This window comes from Aeromonas sp. R7-4, from assembly GCF_040908055.1.
Taxonomy (GTDB): domain Bacteria; phylum Pseudomonadota; class Gammaproteobacteria; order Enterobacterales; family Aeromonadaceae; genus Aeromonas; species Aeromonas sanarellii.
The window spans coordinates 67,989-83,541 of sequence record NZ_JBFODA010000044.1 but is presented as its reverse complement, the minus strand read 5'-3'; the positions used below and the strand labels follow the sequence as shown (position 1 = coordinate 83,541).

Here is a 15,553-nt window from a genome sequence, read left to right as displayed (position 1 = left end):
TTTCCTGAACTGTGGCGGGCAGGCTAACATCGCGAGACTGTTTCGATTAGTATCCATTCATGAGATATACAGTTTCACTGGTGAGACAATGGACTTGAACGCAGCCCTCATTCTCGTGCGCATCGTCGACAAGGGCTCCTTCACCGCCGCCGCCCAGGAGCTGGGCATGACCAAGGCCACGGTGAGCCGGCGCATCGCCGAGCTGGAGCAGCGTCTCGGCGTGCGGCTGCTCTACCGCTCCACCCGCCAGCTCACCCTGACCGAGGCGGGGGAGCAGTACTACCTGCGCTGCAGCAAGGCGGTGGAGGAGCTGGCCCAGGCCGAGCTGATGCTGAGCGCCAGCCAGCAGGAGGTGACCGGCACCCTCAAGCTGGCGGTCCCCATCGAGACGGGGCAGCTGGTGGTGGGCAGGCTGGTGGCGAACTTCCTGCAAGCCTATCCGGGGTTGCAGGTGGAGCTGGAGCTGACCAACCGCATCGTGGATCCCATCAGCGAGGGGCTGGACGCCATAGTGCGGGTCGGTGACATGAGCGACTCCAATCTGGCGGCACGGCGCCTGTGGAGCACGGAGCGGCTGCTGTGCGCCAGCCCGGCGTACCTGGCCCGCAGCCCGGCGATCGCCCACCCCGAAGATCTGGTACACCATGAGCGGGTGGCGGTGAGCAGCGGCTTCCTGGCGTCCCACTGGTGTTTCGAGCGGGACGATCGCGAGGTGCTGGTGGATCCGCCCTCCCGCTTCCAGGTCAACAACATCACCTGCGCCCGCGAGGCGGCGAAGGCGGGGCTGGGGCTGGCCTCCCTGCCCGCCATGCTGTGCCATGATGAGCTGGCGAGCGGTGCTCTGGTGTCGCTGCTGCCGGATTGGCAGCAACCCAGGGTGCCCATCTACCTGCTGTTTCCGGAGCGGCGGCTGATGCCGCGCAAGTTGAGGGCATTCATCGATTTTCTGGTGGCCAACGGCCCCGAGTATGGCATCGACAAGCTGTTGTGAGCGGCGCCGGGGGCGGGCACAGTGGATCACATGCCATGGAGCCAGCCGCTCCTGGACGGCCCGGGCGGGAGCGGTGCGAGACGGGCATTGCGAGGAGGGCATGAAGGGATCCATGGATTGACTTGTGTCGAGCCTCCCATTCCCTGGAGGCGCACGCCCTGGAATGAGGGTAGCGCTGGCGGCACTGACAAGCGGTTTCGAGGACAACGTATGGATCAGTGGATTAACTTGTATCGCGCCTCTCACTCATTGGAGGCGCACGCCCTGAAAGGGGCCCTGGAGGTCGAGGGCGTCAGGGTGCGGCTCAGCGGGGAGGGGCTCAGTGGTGCGCTGGGGGAGCTGCCGGTGGATCTGCTGCAGGTCACCCTGATGGTGTGCGAGCAGGATCGCCTGCGGGCGGGCCGGATCATCGAGCGCTACCAGCAGCGTCAGGGGAACGGCTGGCTATGCGGCCAGTGCGGGGAGGAGAACGGCGCCAACTTCGACATCTGCTGGCGCTGCCATCACGATCCCCACGAGCACTGATCGCGGCCGCATCTCAACGCAGGGTGAAGTCGATGTCATCTCCCGCGTGGGCATCGTGATAGGTGGCGAGATCCAGCTCCTTCTCGCTGCGGGCGATGAGCACGGAGACCAGGATGTCGCCGGAGACGTTGACCGTGGTGCGCGCCATGTCGAGGATCCGGTCGATGCCCGCAATGAGGGCCACCCCTTCCAGCGGCAGTCCCACCGCGGTCAGGGTCAGGGTCAGCAGCATCAGCCCGGTGCCGGGTGTGCCCGCCGTGCCTATGCTGGCCAGGGTGGCGATGCTGATGATGGTCAGGTAGTCCACCAGGTGCAGATCCACCCCGAACGCCTGGGCCACGAACAGGGCGGTCACCCCCTGATAGAGAGCGGTGCCGTCCATGTTGATGGTGGCGCCGATGGGCAGCACCTTGGCGGTGATGGCGGGGGAGACCCCGAGCCTGCGCTCGGCGCAGGCCAGGCTGATGGGCAGGGTGCTGCTGCTTGAGCTGCTGGTGAAGGCCACCGCCTGGGCGTCGAGGATGCTCTTGAAGTAGTGCAGCGGGTTGAGGCGGGCCAGCAGGAGCAGCAGGCTGCTGTAGACGCCGAGCAGGTGCAGCAGGCAGCCGAGGTAGACGGCGCCGATCACCTTGAGCAGCGGCAGCAGCAGGCTGACCCCGTATTTGCCGGTCATCCAGGCCATCAGGGCGCAGACGCCATAGGGGGCCAGGGCCATCACCATCTGGGTCAGCTTGAACATCCCCTCCGCCAGGGAGGTGAAGAACAGGATGGCGGGGCGACCGCGCCGCCCGGTGGCGTTGAGGGCCAGGGCGAGGGCCACGGCGAATACGATCACCTGCAGTATCTTGCCGTCCACCATGGCCTGCATCGGGTTGCGCGGCACCAGGTGGCTCAGCACGCTGGCCAGGGTCGGCTGCTCCGCCAGGGCGCCCCGTTCATAGGGATCCATATTGGCACCCATGCCCGGCTCCAGCAGCCAGCCCATCATCAGGCCGATGCAGATGGCGACGGCGGTGGAGCAGAGATAGAGGGTGATGGCCTTGCCGGCGATCCGATCCAGGGTCTTGCCCTTGAGCAGCGAGGTGAGACCGGCGATGACAGAGCAGAAGATGAGGGGCACCATCAGCATCTGTATGGTGTTCACGAACAGAAGGCCGATGGGCTTGAGCAGGAGCGCCAGCTCGTTGAAGCCGAGCCCGATCCCTATCCCGATCAGCATGCCGAGCAGGGTCTTCAACCAGAGCGGGCGGCGGGTCCAGATCCGCCAGGGCTTGAAGACCAATCCATGGAACAGCATGACGCCAATGTCCTTATTTTCTGTCTGCGATGGCAAAAAGGGGCGCTAGTGTAGCCGTCCCCCCGTCAGGTTGCCACATTATCGACAAAGCGGCGCACAGGGCCACCCCGGGGACACGAAAAAAGGTGTTTTGTTGGCTTGCATCAAGATCGGGCGCCGGGCTTTTGGCTTTAATGGGCATCTGACATGATGATTAAGAGGTTTGCAATGACTCAATCGGTACACGGTCACGACGTGATGGAGATGATGCTGGCGCAGGGCGGCCAGTTTACCCGGGCCAGCCTCAAGCAGGCCATCGATGATCGCTTCGGGGCGGATGCCCGTTTCCACACCTGCAGCGCCAGCGAGATGGATGCCGAGGCCCTGATCGACTTCCTGGCCAGGCGCGGCAAGTTCATCGAATCCGACGAGGGCTTCCAGACCCGCGCCGACAAGATCTGCAACCACGGTTGATTCCCGACGGCGAGCGCTGCCGGGTGCTCGCCGAATCCCGCCACCTTTGTTATATTCGCCCTCTTTTCCCTCTTCTGTTGAAGGCGTTGCCTGGGCGTTGTATGGACACTTTTTCCGCTGCCGTCATGCTGTTTCTGATCATGGATCCCCTGGGGAACCTGCCGGTCTTCCTCTCGATCCTGCGCCACGTCGATCCCAAGCGGCGGCGCAAGGTGATGATCCGCGAGCTGCTGTTCTCCTTGGGTATCATGATGGGCTTCCTGTTCGCCGGTCAGCAGATCCTGAGCTTCCTCAACCTGCGCCAGGAGGCGGTCAGCATCGCCGGCGGCATCATACTCTTCCTCATCGCCATCAAGATGATCTTCCCGACTCCCGGCGGCGTGACCGGGTTGGCGGCGGGGGAGGAGCCCTTCCTGGTGCCCATGGCCATCCCCATGATCGCGGGCCCCTCCATCCTGGCCTCCCTGCTGCTGCTGGCGAACCAGGAGCCGACCCGGATGGTGGACTGGTCCCTGGCGCTGCTGATGGCCTGGGGCGCCAGCGCCGTGATCCTGATGTTCTACGAGCTGTTCAACAAGCTGCTGGGTGAGCGAGGACTCACCGCGGTGGAGCGGCTGATGGGCATGCTGCTGGTGATGATCTCGGTGCAGATGCTGCTGGACGGCGTGCACCACTATCTGGCGGTGACGGGTCAGAACTGACGGGGCGGCATGCTGAACTCAAGGTGAAACGGGGCTCCTGGAGCCCCGTTTTTTTGCGCGTCAGGCGGCAGCGGCCGGGCCATCCGCCGAGGTTTCCAGCTTGCCCATGATGAGGGCGAGCAGGGTCTCTCGCAGCCAGCGGTGTCCGGGATCCTCCTCGTGACGCTGATGCCAGATGAGCAGGTGGGAGATGCTGTCCAGGGCGATGGGCAGTGGCAGCGGCACCAGGGGGTAGACCTGGGTGGCGTGGCGGGCATAGAGGCGGGAGAGGGTCACTATCATGTCCGAGTGCATGCCCATGCGCAGCGCCGCCTCGAAGGAGGGGACGGTCGCCTCGATCCGGCGATAGAGATCCTGCTCCGCCAGCTTGTGATCCAGCATCCAGCGATCTCGCCCCTCGCAGTAGGTCTGCACGTGGGGATAGGCCAGGTAGCGGGCGAGATCCCACTCGGGGTCGCGCAGGGCCGGGTGATCCCGCTGTACCAGGCAGGTGAGGTCATCGATGGCGAGCAGTCGCTGGCAGATGGCGTTGGGCAGGGTATCCAGCCTGAAATCCGAGTTGATGCAGTTCTCCCGCACCGTGAAGGCGATGTCCACCTGACCCTGGCTCATCTCGGTCAGGCTGTGCTCCGTCCACTCCTCGTAACGCAGCCGGATCCCCGGCGCCTGGCGCTTGAGCTCGCTCAGGTAGAGCGGCGCGAACAGGGTGAAGGCGCTGTCCATGCTGGCGATGACGAACTCCCGCTCGGTGCTGGCGGGATCGAAGTCCGGCGGCTGGATCAGGTTGTCCAGCGACAGCAGTATGGGCTGCAACTGTTGCTGCAGATCCAGGGCGCGCGGGGTGGGATCCATCCCGTAGGCGGAGCGGACGAACAGGGGGTCGTCGAAGGTCTCCCGCAGCCGGCCCAGGGCCTTGCTGACGGCGGACTGGCTCAGGTGGAGGCGGCGAGCGGCCCGGCTGCCGTTGCGCTCCTCCAGCAAGACTTGCAGGATAATCAACAAATTAAGGTCTATGCGGCCAAGCTGTTCCAGCAACATGATATGAATCCTCTTCAATTCTTAGATGAATTTATACCATTTGTTTTCATATCTTGGCGATCCTATGCTCGACGGGTCTCTCGCCCTGGTGGCGGCTGGTACAGGATGTAGCGGTTGAGGGGACAAGTAGCACCGACTCATACGGCGGCCCCTGGTCGCCGTATTTTTTTATGATTGATTCGTAAACTTGCACCTGGCTTGATTTCGCCCAACAATCGATACGCTTTCTTTTGATACAACCTCAGGGTATCTATCAGTCAGGAGTATCCCCATGGGACTGGGTGGCATTCATATCTGGCATCTGCTGATCTTGCTCGTGGTCGTCGTCGTGGTGTTTGGCAGCAAACGCCTGGCCGGCGCCGGTGAGGATCTGGGCACCGCCATCAGGGATTTTCGCAACGCCTTGCGCGACGACGAACATCCGAACAAGTAGGAGTGAAGTATGTCTGTTGACGAGAAAGTGGAATTGAACGAGACCTGCGACAGCTGCGGCTGTTTCGCCGAGATCGGCACCATCATAGGCGAGGGTGATGACGTGATGGAGCTGGTGATCGAGGCGGCGACCGAAGCCGCTGCCCGCGACAAGCTGGCGGCCTACGAGGCGCTGGCCCAGCAGGTCACCGCCGAGGCCAGGAGCAGCAGCGAGCTGAGCCAGGGCCCCGACGGCGTGATCCTGAAGGCCCGCCTGCAATTCACCTGCACCGCCGAGAAGCTGATCTTCGAGATGCGTGCCCGCTCTATCTGAGCCCTTGATGAGACGGCAGGTCTGCCTGCCGTCTTGCTTTGCCCCTCGCCTTCTCCCTCCCTTTGCGTTGTATAGTGAGTTATTCCACGGACGATCCGGTTCCCGTCCGGCATGCGCCGATCGGCAGCTGGTCCCGCGACGCCCCATGGCTCTTGCCATGAACCGCAGGCGCCAGGACGGTTCCTTCTGCTGGGGACCCGACAGGGCGCGCCGACCCACAGCGAGGTGGCTATATCATGATGAGGCGATGGATCTGGGGCCTGCTGGCCCTCTGCGCGCTCCCTCTGCTGGCGGCGGATCTCCATTCCCGGTCTGGTGACGTCCCCTCCCGCGCCGTGGACGTCAAACCCAAGCTCCTGCCTCAGGCGGGGGATCTCGAACACATCCTGCAGAAGAAGGAGCTCAGGGCCCTGGTGGTCTATGAGCGGGGGTTCTTCTTCTTCGACAAGGGAGCCCAGTACGGCATCCTGGTGAACCAGCTGCAGGGCTTCGAGCGCTGGCTGAACCAGACCTACCTCCCCGGGGAGAAGCTCAAGCTCAAGATCATCTACATCCCGGTGCGCCAGGACCGGCTGCTGGACTATCTCACCGAGGGGCGCGGGGATCTGGTGGCCGCCAATCTGACGGTGACGCCAACCCGACGCGAGCAGGTCACCTTCTCCCAGCCGCTTATCTCCCCCATCGAGGAGTGGGTGGTGAGCCAGCGGGAGCTGCCCGCCTTCAACCGCATCACCCAGCTCTCCGGGCGGCGGATCTGGGTCCGCGCCAGCTCCAGCTACCATGAGAGCCTGCACCAGCTGAACTGGCTGTTTCGCGAGCTGGGGCTGCCTCCCGTCTACATAGAGACGGTGCCCGAATACCTGCAGGACGGGGATCTGCTGGAGATGGTGGCGGCCGGCATCATACCGCTGACGGTCACCGACAGCTTCAAGGGCCGGATCTGGCTCGACATGATAGGGGGCCTCAAGGCCCACAGGCTGATCCCGCTGCGGGACAAGGGGCGCAGCGCCTGGGCCCTGCGCAACAACAGCCCCGAGCTGCTCAAGGCGGTGAACGCCTATATCTCGGAGTCGAGCAAGCGCACCCTCTACAGCGACATGACCCTGCGCCGCCTGCTGGCCCAGAGCGACCGGATGAGCAATATCCTGGCGCCGGATCCCCTGGGGCGGTTGTCGACCATCCGCAAGGTGCTGGAGGCCCAGGCCGACAAATACCAGCTGGACTGGCTGATGCTGGCGGCGCTCGGCTACAAGGAGTCCGGCCTCGATCCCAACGTCAGATCCCACAAGGGGGCGGTCGGCATCATGCAACTGCTACCGAGCACGGGGGGCGAGGTGGGGATCCGCGGTACCCGGCTCACCAGCCTGGAGGGCAATGTGGAGGCGGCCTGCCGCTACATGCGGCTGATCCTCGACACCTACTTCAACGATCCCGGGATGGACAGGCTCAACCGCCACCTGTTTGCCCTGGCGGCCTACAATGCGGGCCCGAACCGGGTGCAGGCGCTGCAGGCCAAGGCCAGGGAGCGGGGGCTGGATCCCAACGTCTGGTTCGGCAACGTGGAGCAGCTGGTGGCCAACGAGGTTGGCCAGGGGCCCATCAACTACGTCGGCACCATCTACAAATACTACGTGGCCTACCGTTTCAGCCTGCCCCAGCTGGAGGGCAAGTCCGAGGCCATAGAGGCGGCGCAGCCCTGAGCGGTCAGTGCCGGCCGGGGAGGCGATCCTCATGAAGACGCGGGAGGGACTCCCAGCCCAGATCCCTGTGCTGCTGGTACCAGGGCATCAGCAGCCTGGCGGGGGTGGGATCCGGCTGGCTGGCCTGTGGTCCCTGGCTGAGGGAGGGGTGGTCATGCAGTTCCATCATGGGCTCCTTGACACGCCGGCATCGGGGCGGTTTTCTGGGTTATGCCATGACCAGATGACAAGGAGATGACCCTTGATCCCCGCCGACTTTGCCCTGCTCGACGATCCCGGCGCTGCCCTCAAGGCCCGCTGCCAGCTGATCCGCGCCGCCCGCCACCGGATCCTGGCCCAGTACTACAGCTGGGAGGAGGACGGCAGCGGCAAGCTGCTGCTGGCCGAGCTGATCCGGGCTGCCAGGCGCGGGGTGCGGGTCCGGCTGCTCATCGACGATCTCTATGGTGGTGACAACCGCTTCCTGGAGGCGGTGGCGGTAGAGCCCGGCATAGAGGTGCGCCTGTTCAACCCCTTCTGGCTGAGGGGCTGGCGCCCCCTGACCCTGCTGCTGGAGGGGTTGCTCAGCTTTCGCCGCATCAACCACCGGATGCACAACAAGCTGCTGCTGGTGGACGGGGGCCAGGCGGTGATCGGGGGGCGCAACATCGGCGATCGCTACTTCGGGCTGGGGGCGGCCCCCCATTTCATCGATCTGGATCTGCTCTGCCGCGGCCCGCTCTGCCAGCAGGCGGAGCAGGGGTTCGAGCTGTTCTGGCAGAGCCGCTGGAGCCACCCCGTGCGGCGCCTGCTGCGACGCCCCTTGCTGCCTGCCGAAATCGCCGTCCTGAACGACTTCCTGCTGACCCTGACCGAGCCCGCCATGGCCGCCGTCTACGATCTGCCCGCCAGCCTGTTCGACGACGAGCCCGTGCCCCTGCGCTGGCATCCGGGCCTGGGGGAGTGCTGGTTCGACCGGCCCGGCAAGGGGCTGGTCTCCCGGCCGACCACGGCCCCCCGGCTGGGACGCAAGCTGGCGGCCAACCTGGGGGCCCTGAGGTTGGTGAGCCCTTACCTGATCCTGACCCGGGGCCTGCGTCGCCGCCTCCGGGAGCAGCGCAGGGCGGGGGTCGGCATCGCTATCCTGACCAACTCCCTGGCCAGCACGGACGTCCCCCTGGTCTATGGCGCCTACCGACGTCACCGCCCCTGGCTCGAACGCCAGGGGATCGAGCTGTTCGAGCTGGTGGGTGAGGAGACCAGTCTGCATGCCAAGCTGATCCTGATGGGAGAGGAAGAGGCGCTGCTCGGCAGCTTCAATCTGGATCCCCGCTCCCTGATGCTCAACACCGAGCTGATGCTGCACCTTCGCTGCCCGGCGCTGTGCGACGAGTTGCAGCACCTGATCGAGGCATGGCTGCAGCGAGCCGTTCACCCTGTGGGGGGACCGCCCTCACCCTGGCGGCGCCTGCTGGCGCAATTGAGCGATTGGTTACCTTTGCACCGCTGGCTGTGAGGGGCGCAGGGCTTGTGCGAGATCTCGCAAAGCCTTGTGCGCCTTCGAGGATAACGTTTGCCATCCAAAATCGGATGGGGATTTTATCGTATTGTTTTTAATCGATTTATATCCTGATGTCGGTGATTTTTCTGGCACCTTGCCTGCATGGGGAGCCGCATAAAGCGGTTTTTTATTTTATTCAACTGGGTAGTATTCCGGTTGCAAGGACAAACACGGCGGCGGGTCTGCCGTGTGGGCGAAGGCAACAGGGGGAACTGGGCCGGTCGGATTGCTCCGGCAGGCATCGCGGATCGGGAGCGGAAACCCGTGAGGCGCAACGGCGCCCCTTCATTGCCGGATCCCAATATGGAACATGCTATTTGCGAGGGGGTGACATGCGAGTGTCGCCCCATTTTTTTGTCTCCCGCCCTGGGCGCCAAAGCAAGAAGACCGCCAGCTGGCGGTCTTCTTGATCCTGGATCCTGAGCGTCTCAGGCGATGCCGGCCAGGAGTCGGCTCCAGTTGCGCTTGGCAACGAGGAAGCCGTCCCGCAGCGAGCGATATTCCAGCTGCAGCCTGAGCCTGTCGTAGCGCGCCAGGGCCTTGCGCCCGCGCTGCTCCAGCAGTTGCTTGCGGCTGGCGTAGTAGTGCTGGATCTGCTGGCTCAGCTTGTCGTACTCCTCCTGCAGCAGCGCCTGCCACAGCTCCCTGTCATCCTGCTTGTGCAGCCTGGCCTGGGCCCGCTTGAGCTGCATCTCCAGCCGGGCCTGCTCGATGCGCTCCTCCGGGCAGGATCTCAGGTCTTTGGCCAGCCCGCACCAGGCGGCGCTCTGGATCAGCCACTTGGTGGGGTCGAACTGCCACCAGCGGATGCCGTTGCGGTAGTCGTTCTCGAACAGGTGGTGGAAGTTGTGGTACCCCTCGCCGAAGGTGAAGAAGGCCAGGATGCCGTTGTCCCGCGCGCTGTTGCGATCGGTGAACGGCTGGCTGCCCCAGATGTGGGCCAGGGAGTTGATGAAGAAGGTGGTGTGATGGGTCATCACCATGCGCAGCACCCCGGCGAGCAGCAGCATGCCGAGCAGGTCCCCGTGCACGAGTCCCAGCAGCAACGGAATGCCGATGTTGGTGCAGAGGGTCAGCGCCAGATAGTGCCTGTGCTGGAAGGCGACCACGGGGTTGTTCTGCAGATCCCGCACGTTGCTGTAGTCGTGGTAGGTGTCGCGCTGGTATTCCCGCAGCATCCAGCCGATGTGGGAGAACCAGAAGCCGCGGCCCGCGCTGTAGGGATCCTTCTGGTTATCATCCACATGGCGGTGGTGGCGGCGGTGATCCGACGACCAGTGCAGCGCCGAGTTCTGCAGGGCGAGGGCGCCGCCGATGGCGAAGATCCACTGCAGCAGCGGGTGCGCCTTGTAGGCCTTGTGGGACCAGAGCCTGTGGTAGCCGGCGGTGATGGAGATGCCGCAGTAGCAGAACAGCAGCAGGAAGCTGCCCCACTGCCAGAGGTCATAGCCATGGGTCATGCCGTACCAGGGCACGGCGATCAGCGCGGTCAGCCCGGAGAGGGCAAACAGCAGGGTGTTGGTCATGATGATCGGGGGGCGTTCCATCTCACTCGGTTCCTTTCAGCGAACAGCTGTTCACTATTCTCCATTGAGCCGGAATGCGGGTCAATGGTAAAAAAGTCGGAGACAAACCTGATCCCGTCCCGCCCTTCGGGTTATCATCTGGCCTCGCTAATCTCAAGGTGACTGTTTTCGTGGGTATTCGCGCGCAACAAAAAGAAAAGACCCGGCGTACGCTGATCGACGCGGCGTTCAGTCAACTCTGTGCCAACCGCAGCTTCTCCAACCTCAGCCTGCGGGAAGTGGCCAGGGAGGCGGGCATAGCCCCGACCTCCTTCTACCGCCATTTTCGCGACATGGAAGAGCTGGGGCTGACCCTGGTGGACGAGGGAGGGCTGACCCTGCGCCAGCTGATGCGCCAGGCGCGCCAGCGCATCGCCGGTGGTGGCAGCGTCATCAGCACCTCGGTGCAGACCTTCATGGAATTCGTCGAGAACAACCCGAACATCTTCCGCCTGCTGCTACGCGAGCGCTCCGGCACCTCGGCCGCCTTCCGTCAGGCGGTGGCCCGGGAGATCCAGCACTTCATCGCCGAGCTCACCGACTATCTGGAGGCTACGACTGAGGCTCCACGGGAAGAGGCCTACATCCAGGCCGAGGCCATGGTGACCATCGTCTTCAGTGCCGGTGCCGATGCCCTCGACATGACCCCCGAAGAGTGCAAGGCGCTGTCGGAGCGCACCATCAGCCAGCTGCGGATGATCGCCATGGGCGCCGAGGTGCAGAACCGCAAGCGCCGCGAATCTCTCTCTTAACGCAAGGATGGACAGCCTCATGCATGAACCGAACCCGATCCCGAAGAAGCCCCTGGTGCTGGCCCTGCTGATGGGTATCTGCGGGGATGCCTTCCTGTCGACCCTGCTGGAGTCGGTCGTCCCCTTCTCCTTCTTCCCCCTGATCGCCCTGCTGCTGGCGGCCAACCAGCTCTACCAGCACTATCGTCACGAGCCCATGGTGGGCAACACCCCCAGCTGCATGCTGATCTGCTTCTTCATCGGCGTGTTCGGGCACTCGGCCCTGCTCAAGGTGCAGTACCCCGAGCTTGGCAGCAACTTCTTCTCCCTCATCGCCATGCTGTTGCTGCTGGCCGCGCTCTCCATCAAGCTGGGCATCAGCCTCGGAAAAACGCAGAAGGAGTGACGAGTCACTCCTTCCGGTCTGGCAGGGCGGGTCGACCTCAGTCGGCCCGGGGCGGGGTCTCTCCCTTCTGCCTGGCGTCTATGATGGCCTGCAGCTTGGCGCGGATCTCCATCATGCCGAACACCCCGAAGATCAGCACCTGGGTGAATTCGAGGCGGGTGACCGCGAAATAGGGCTTGCAGGCGGCCTTGATCATGCTCGCCTGCACCCAGTGCATCAGTATCACTATGACGCCGCACACCGGCAGAAAGCCGTTCAGTTTGCCCGGCAGGGTGCCCAGCAGGGCGAGCACCACGCCGAACCAGAAGAACAGCAGCACCCCCATTGCCAACAGATTAAACGCCCGCTTCATCGCCTACCTCCCGTACATAGAGTTGATGGCAGACCTGGCCGGCCTGCCTTTCCTTGAGTCGTTGCCCACATTGACGGGGAGGGGCACAGCGCCCATCCCCCCCTTTAAACTGCAGCGTCATTCCTGGTGTCCCGCAGATAGAGCTGGTAGCAGACCTGATCTGATCGACTTGCTTGTCCTTGAGCAATTGCCCACATTGACGGGGAGGGGCACAGCGCCCATCCCCCCCTTTAAACTGCAGCGTCATTTCTGGTGTCCCGAAGATAGAGCTGGTAGCAGACCTGACCCGCCTGCTTGTCCTTGAGTAATTGCCAGCTGGCGGGCAGGGCCAGATCGGCCATCTCCTTTTCCCGCTCAAGATAGATGAGGGCGTCCGGCGCGAGCCAGCCGCGCTGTTCCAGCAGCTCGCACACCTGAGGCAGCAGTTCGCGGCGAAACGGCGGATCCAGGAACACCAGATCGAAGGGGGTGGCCTGGCCTTGCAGCCAGCTCACCGCATCGGCCTGGATCACCTGGCCCTGAGTGCTGCCGAGCACGGTCAGGTTCTTTCTGAGCTGGTCGGCGGCGCCCCTGTCCATCTCGATCAGGGTCACCTGGTCGGCGTAACGCGACAAGGCCTCCAACCCCAGCCCGCCGCTGCCGGCAAAGAGATCGAGGCAGCGGGCGCCGCGCACATGGGGTGCCAGCCAGTTGAAGATGGTCTCCTTGACGCGATCCGTGGTGGGTCTGAGTCCTTCCACATCCCTGACCGGCAGTTTGCGCCCCTTCCACTGGCCGCTGATGATTCGTACCACGCCCGCGCGCCCCTGGGGGGCCGGGCTCTTGCTCGGGCCGTTACGGCTGGATTTCACTCTGGGCATCGCGTTTCGTCGTCAGAAAATAAAGTGATAGTATAAGGCGGTTCATTTTTATGCCGACCCGCCGAGGGACGGCTATCTTAGCAGTCAGCCTTTGATGTGAGTATTTTTAGATGGCAAAAGGTTTGTTTTCCTGGCTGGGTTTCGGCCGCAAGAAAGAAGAGGCTGAGGCCGTCCCATCGCAGGCGCCCGACGCCACCCCGGCTGTCGCCGAGTCCGAGGTCACCGTTGCCCCCGCTTCCGTAGTTGATGCTCCCCTGACCGAGGCTCCTGCTGTGCCGCACGAGGCAGCCCTGACGGGTCCAGAGGAAGGCCCCCTGGTGGCGGAAGAGCCGGAGGGCGAACTCGAGCCCGTCATCGTCAATGAGGCCCTGATCGCTGCCGATCCCCAGGCTGGGGAAGAAGCGCGCCTTGCCGCCGAGGCTCAGGCCGCCGAAGAAGCGCGTATCGCCGCCGAAGTTCAGGCCGCGGAAGAGGCCCGCCTTGCCGCCGAGGCTCAGGCTGCCGAAGAAGCTCGTATCGCCGCCGAAGTTCAGGCCGCGGAAGACGCTCGTCTTGCCGCCGAGGCTCAGGCTGCCGAAGAGGCGCGTATCGCCGCCGAAGCTCAGGTCGCGGAAGAAGCCCGTCTTGCCGCCGAAGCTCGCGCCGCGGAAGAGGCCCTCATTGCCGCCGAAGCCCAGGCTGCCGAGGAGGCCCGTATCGCCAAAGAGGCCCAGAGAGCGGAAGATCTGCGCCTGGTGGCCGAGATGGAGGCACAGGCCGCCGCGCTGGCGGCTCTGCCGCTGGCCGCCAAGGTGGACGACGACACCCAGGACAAACCGCAGCGGGAGGGCTTCTTCGCTCGCCTCAAACGCAGCCTGGTGCGCACCAGGGAGAATATCGGCTCCGGTTTCTTCGGTCTGTTCCGCGGCAAGAAGATAGACGACGATCTGTTCGAGGAACTGGAGACCCAGCTGCTGACCGCCGATCTCGGCGTGGACACCACCAGCCGCATCATCGAAGGCCTGGTGCAGCACGCGGATCGCAAGCAGCTCAAGGATGCCGAGGCGCTCTACGGCCTGCTCAAGCAGGACATGGGCGAGATGCTGGCCAAGGTCGAGCAGCCCCTGGTGATCGACACCAGCAAGAAGCCCTATGTGATCCTGATGGTGGGTGTGAACGGCGTCGGCAAGACCACCACCATCGGCAAGCTGGCCAAGCAGTTCCAGGCCGAGGGCAAGAGCGTGATGCTGGCCGCCGGCGATACCTTCCGAGCCGCCGCCGTCGAGCAGCTGCAGGTGTGGGGCCAGCGCAACAACATTCCGGTGATCGCCCAGCACACGGGGGCCGACTCCGCCTCCGTCATCTATGACGCCATCGAGGCCGCCCGCTCCCGTGGCGCCGACGTGCTGATCGCCGATACCGCCGGCCGCCTGCAGAACAAGAGCAACCTGATGGAGGAGCTCAAGAAGGTGGTGCGGGTGATGAAGAAGCTGGACGATACGGCGCCCCACGAGATCATGCTGACCCTGGACGCGGGCACTGGCCAGAACGCCCTGAGCCAGGCCAAGCTGTTCAGCGAGGCGGTGGGCCTGACCGGCATCACCCTCACCAAGCTGGACGGCACCGCCAAGGGCGGCGTCATCTTCGCGGTGGCGGACAAGTTCCAGATCCCGATCCGCTACATCGGGGTGGGCGAGGGGATCGACGATCTGCGCCCCTTCGTCGCCAACGACTTTATCGAGGCGTTGTTCAGTCGCGATGAATGAGCCTGGCCGCGCTGCGCCAGCTCAGCCGCGATGAGCAGTGTCCCAGCCCCGACTCCGGTCGGGGCTTGTCACTCTCAGGGTATGATCCACCTCGATCCCGGTCGGGGTTTGTCACTGTCAGGGAACCGTTATGATTCGTTTTGACAAGGTCAGCAAGGTATACAGCGGTGGCCATCAGGCGCTGCAGAAGGTCAGTTTCCACCTGCGCAAGGGGGAGATGGCCTTCCTGACCGGCCATTCGGGGGCGGGCAAGAGCACCCTCCTGAAACTCATCAGCGTGATGGAGCGACCGACCGATGGCCGCGTCTTCTTCCACGGCGATGACGTCAGCCATATCCAGCGCAGCCAGATCCCCTATGTGCGCCGCCAGATCGGCATGATCTTCCAGGATCACCGGCTGCTGATGGACCGCACCGTGTTCGACAACGTGGCCCTGCCCCTGGTGATCGATGGCTACAGCCACGCCGACATCAACAAGCGGGTGGCGGCGGCGCTGGACAAGGTGGGCCTGCTCGGCAAGGAGCGCTACCAGCCGCGCATGCTCTCCGGCGGTGAGCAGCAGCGGGTCGGCATCGCCCGTGCCATCGTCAACAAGCCTCCCCTGCTGCTGGCGGACGAGCCGACCGGCAACCTGGATCCCCAGCTCTCCATGGACATCATGCGCCTGTTCGAGGAGTTCAACCGCTTCGGGGTCTCGGTGCTGATTGCCACCCATGATCTGGGGCTGATCGCCCGCATGCGCTATCGCACCCTGACCCTCAAGGCGGGGCGCATGTATTCGTCCGGGGAGGAACTCTGATGGCTATTGTTCGTCATAAACAGCTGCCGCTGTGCCGTCTGATGATGGTCATGTGGATGGAGCAGGTCGCGGATATTCGACACGGGGGAGAGTGCTGATGGCTAT

General features: G+C 64.1%; 18 protein-coding genes. 12 read left to right on the top strand and 6 right to left on the bottom strand.

Annotated elements, in window-relative coordinates; translation table 11 throughout:
- The first annotated feature begins 88 nt into the window (after window positions 1-88).
- On the top strand, window positions 89-991 hold the full coding sequence (locus AB5Y72_RS12495) for a LysR family transcriptional regulator (protein ID WP_042076128.1): 903 nt from the start codon (window positions 89-91) through the stop codon (window positions 989-991).
- Window positions 992-1,201: 210 nt separating this feature from the next.
- On the top strand, window positions 1,202-1,516 hold the full coding sequence (locus AB5Y72_RS12490) for a DUF2007 domain-containing protein (protein WP_042076131.1): 315 nt from the start codon (window positions 1,202-1,204) through the stop codon (window positions 1,514-1,516).
- A gap of 13 nt (window positions 1,517-1,529) precedes the next feature.
- Here the strand turns inward: AB5Y72_RS12490 and AB5Y72_RS12485 are convergent, their stop codons facing one another.
- Entirely contained in the window at window positions 1,530-2,813 is a 1,284-nt protein-coding gene (locus AB5Y72_RS12485) for a dicarboxylate/amino acid:cation symporter (RefSeq protein WP_042076134.1), read from the bottom strand.
- A gap of 207 nt (window positions 2,814-3,020) precedes the next feature.
- On the opposite strand from AB5Y72_RS12485, the gene AB5Y72_RS12480 reads away from it, so the two are divergent.
- Complete coding sequence (locus AB5Y72_RS12480) at window positions 3,021-3,266, top strand: YecH family metal-binding protein (protein ID WP_042076135.1); 246 nt, start codon at window positions 3,021-3,023, stop codon at window positions 3,264-3,266.
- A gap of 101 nt (window positions 3,267-3,367) precedes the next feature.
- Window positions 3,368-3,967: a YhgN family NAAT transporter gene (locus tag AB5Y72_RS12475; RefSeq protein WP_042076137.1), complete on the top strand. Its 600-nt coding sequence runs from the start codon at window positions 3,368-3,370 to the stop codon at window positions 3,965-3,967.
- Between the two features lie 60 nt (window positions 3,968-4,027).
- On the opposite strand, the gene AB5Y72_RS12470 is transcribed toward AB5Y72_RS12475, so the two are convergent.
- Window positions 4,028-5,005, bottom strand: a complete 978-nt coding sequence (locus AB5Y72_RS12470; RefSeq protein WP_042076139.1) for a LysR substrate-binding domain-containing protein — start codon at window positions 5,003-5,005, stop codon at window positions 4,028-4,030.
- A 271-nt stretch (window positions 5,006-5,276) separates the two neighbouring features.
- Here AB5Y72_RS12470 and tatA point away from each other — a divergent pair, with 271 nt between their 5' ends.
- The 3 genes from tatA (at window position 5,277) to AB5Y72_RS12455 (ending at window position 7,450) form a co-directional block, all read left to right on the top strand.
- Window positions 5,277-5,438: a twin-arginine translocase TatA/TatE family subunit gene (gene tatA, locus AB5Y72_RS12465; RefSeq protein WP_042076141.1), complete on the top strand. Its 162-nt coding sequence runs from the start codon at window positions 5,277-5,279 to the stop codon at window positions 5,436-5,438.
- A gap of 9 nt (window positions 5,439-5,447) precedes the next feature.
- Window positions 5,448-5,750 carry a YfcZ/YiiS family protein gene (locus AB5Y72_RS12460; protein WP_042076144.1) on the top strand — a complete coding sequence of 101 codons (303 nt, stop codon included), beginning with the start codon at window positions 5,448-5,450 and terminating at the stop codon, window positions 5,748-5,750.
- Between the two features lie 236 nt (window positions 5,751-5,986).
- Window positions 5,987-7,450, top strand: a complete 1,464-nt coding sequence (locus tag AB5Y72_RS12455) for a lytic transglycosylase F (protein ID WP_042076146.1) — start codon at window positions 5,987-5,989, stop codon at window positions 7,448-7,450.
- Window positions 7,451-7,454: 4 nt separating this feature from the next.
- Here the strand turns inward: AB5Y72_RS12455 and AB5Y72_RS12450 are convergent, their stop codons facing one another.
- Window positions 7,455-7,619 carry a hypothetical protein gene (locus tag AB5Y72_RS12450; protein WP_162231307.1) on the bottom strand — a complete coding sequence of 55 codons (165 nt, stop codon included), beginning with the start codon at window positions 7,617-7,619 and terminating at the stop codon, window positions 7,455-7,457.
- A 72-nt stretch (window positions 7,620-7,691) separates the two neighbouring features.
- Here AB5Y72_RS12450 and AB5Y72_RS12445 point away from each other — a divergent pair, with 72 nt between their 5' ends.
- Window positions 7,692-8,945: a phospholipase D family protein gene (locus AB5Y72_RS12445; RefSeq protein WP_042076147.1), complete on the top strand. Its 1,254-nt coding sequence runs from the start codon at window positions 7,692-7,694 to the stop codon at window positions 8,943-8,945.
- Window positions 8,946-9,418: 473 nt separating this feature from the next.
- Here AB5Y72_RS12445 and AB5Y72_RS12440 read toward each other — a convergent pair whose 3' ends face one another.
- Entirely contained in the window at window positions 9,419-10,537 is a 1,119-nt protein-coding gene (locus tag AB5Y72_RS12440; protein ID WP_216991223.1) for a fatty acid desaturase, read from the bottom strand.
- 149 nt (window positions 10,538-10,686) lie between these two features.
- Between AB5Y72_RS12440 and fabR the strand changes: the two genes are divergently transcribed.
- On the top strand, window positions 10,687-11,307 hold the full coding sequence (fabR, locus tag AB5Y72_RS12435) for an HTH-type transcriptional repressor FabR (RefSeq protein WP_042076151.1): 621 nt from the start codon (window positions 10,687-10,689) through the stop codon (window positions 11,305-11,307).
- 19 nt (window positions 11,308-11,326) lie between these two features.
- Entirely contained in the window at window positions 11,327-11,692 is a 366-nt protein-coding gene (locus AB5Y72_RS12430; RefSeq protein ID WP_042076152.1) for a YijD family membrane protein, read from the top strand.
- A 37-nt stretch (window positions 11,693-11,729) separates the two neighbouring features.
- Here AB5Y72_RS12430 and AB5Y72_RS12425 read toward each other — a convergent pair whose 3' ends face one another.
- On the bottom strand, window positions 11,730-12,044 hold the full coding sequence (locus AB5Y72_RS12425; RefSeq protein ID WP_042076154.1) for a DUF1145 domain-containing protein: 315 nt from the start codon (window positions 12,042-12,044) through the stop codon (window positions 11,730-11,732).
- Between the two features lie 230 nt (window positions 12,045-12,274).
- A complete protein-coding gene (gene rsmD, locus AB5Y72_RS12420) occupies window positions 12,275-12,904 on the bottom strand; it encodes a 16S rRNA (guanine(966)-N(2))-methyltransferase RsmD (protein WP_216991221.1) in 630 nt (209 codons plus the stop codon).
- A 110-nt stretch (window positions 12,905-13,014) separates the two neighbouring features.
- On the opposite strand from rsmD, the gene ftsY reads away from it, so the two are divergent.
- Entirely contained in the window at window positions 13,015-14,649 is a 1,635-nt protein-coding gene (gene ftsY, locus AB5Y72_RS12415) for a signal recognition particle-docking protein FtsY (RefSeq protein ID WP_216991220.1), read from the top strand.
- Between the two features lie 130 nt (window positions 14,650-14,779).
- Complete coding sequence (gene ftsE, locus AB5Y72_RS12410; protein ID WP_042076158.1) at window positions 14,780-15,448, top strand: cell division ATP-binding protein FtsE; 669 nt, start codon at window positions 14,780-14,782, stop codon at window positions 15,446-15,448.
- The last annotated feature ends 105 nt before the right edge of the window (window positions 15,449-15,553 follow it).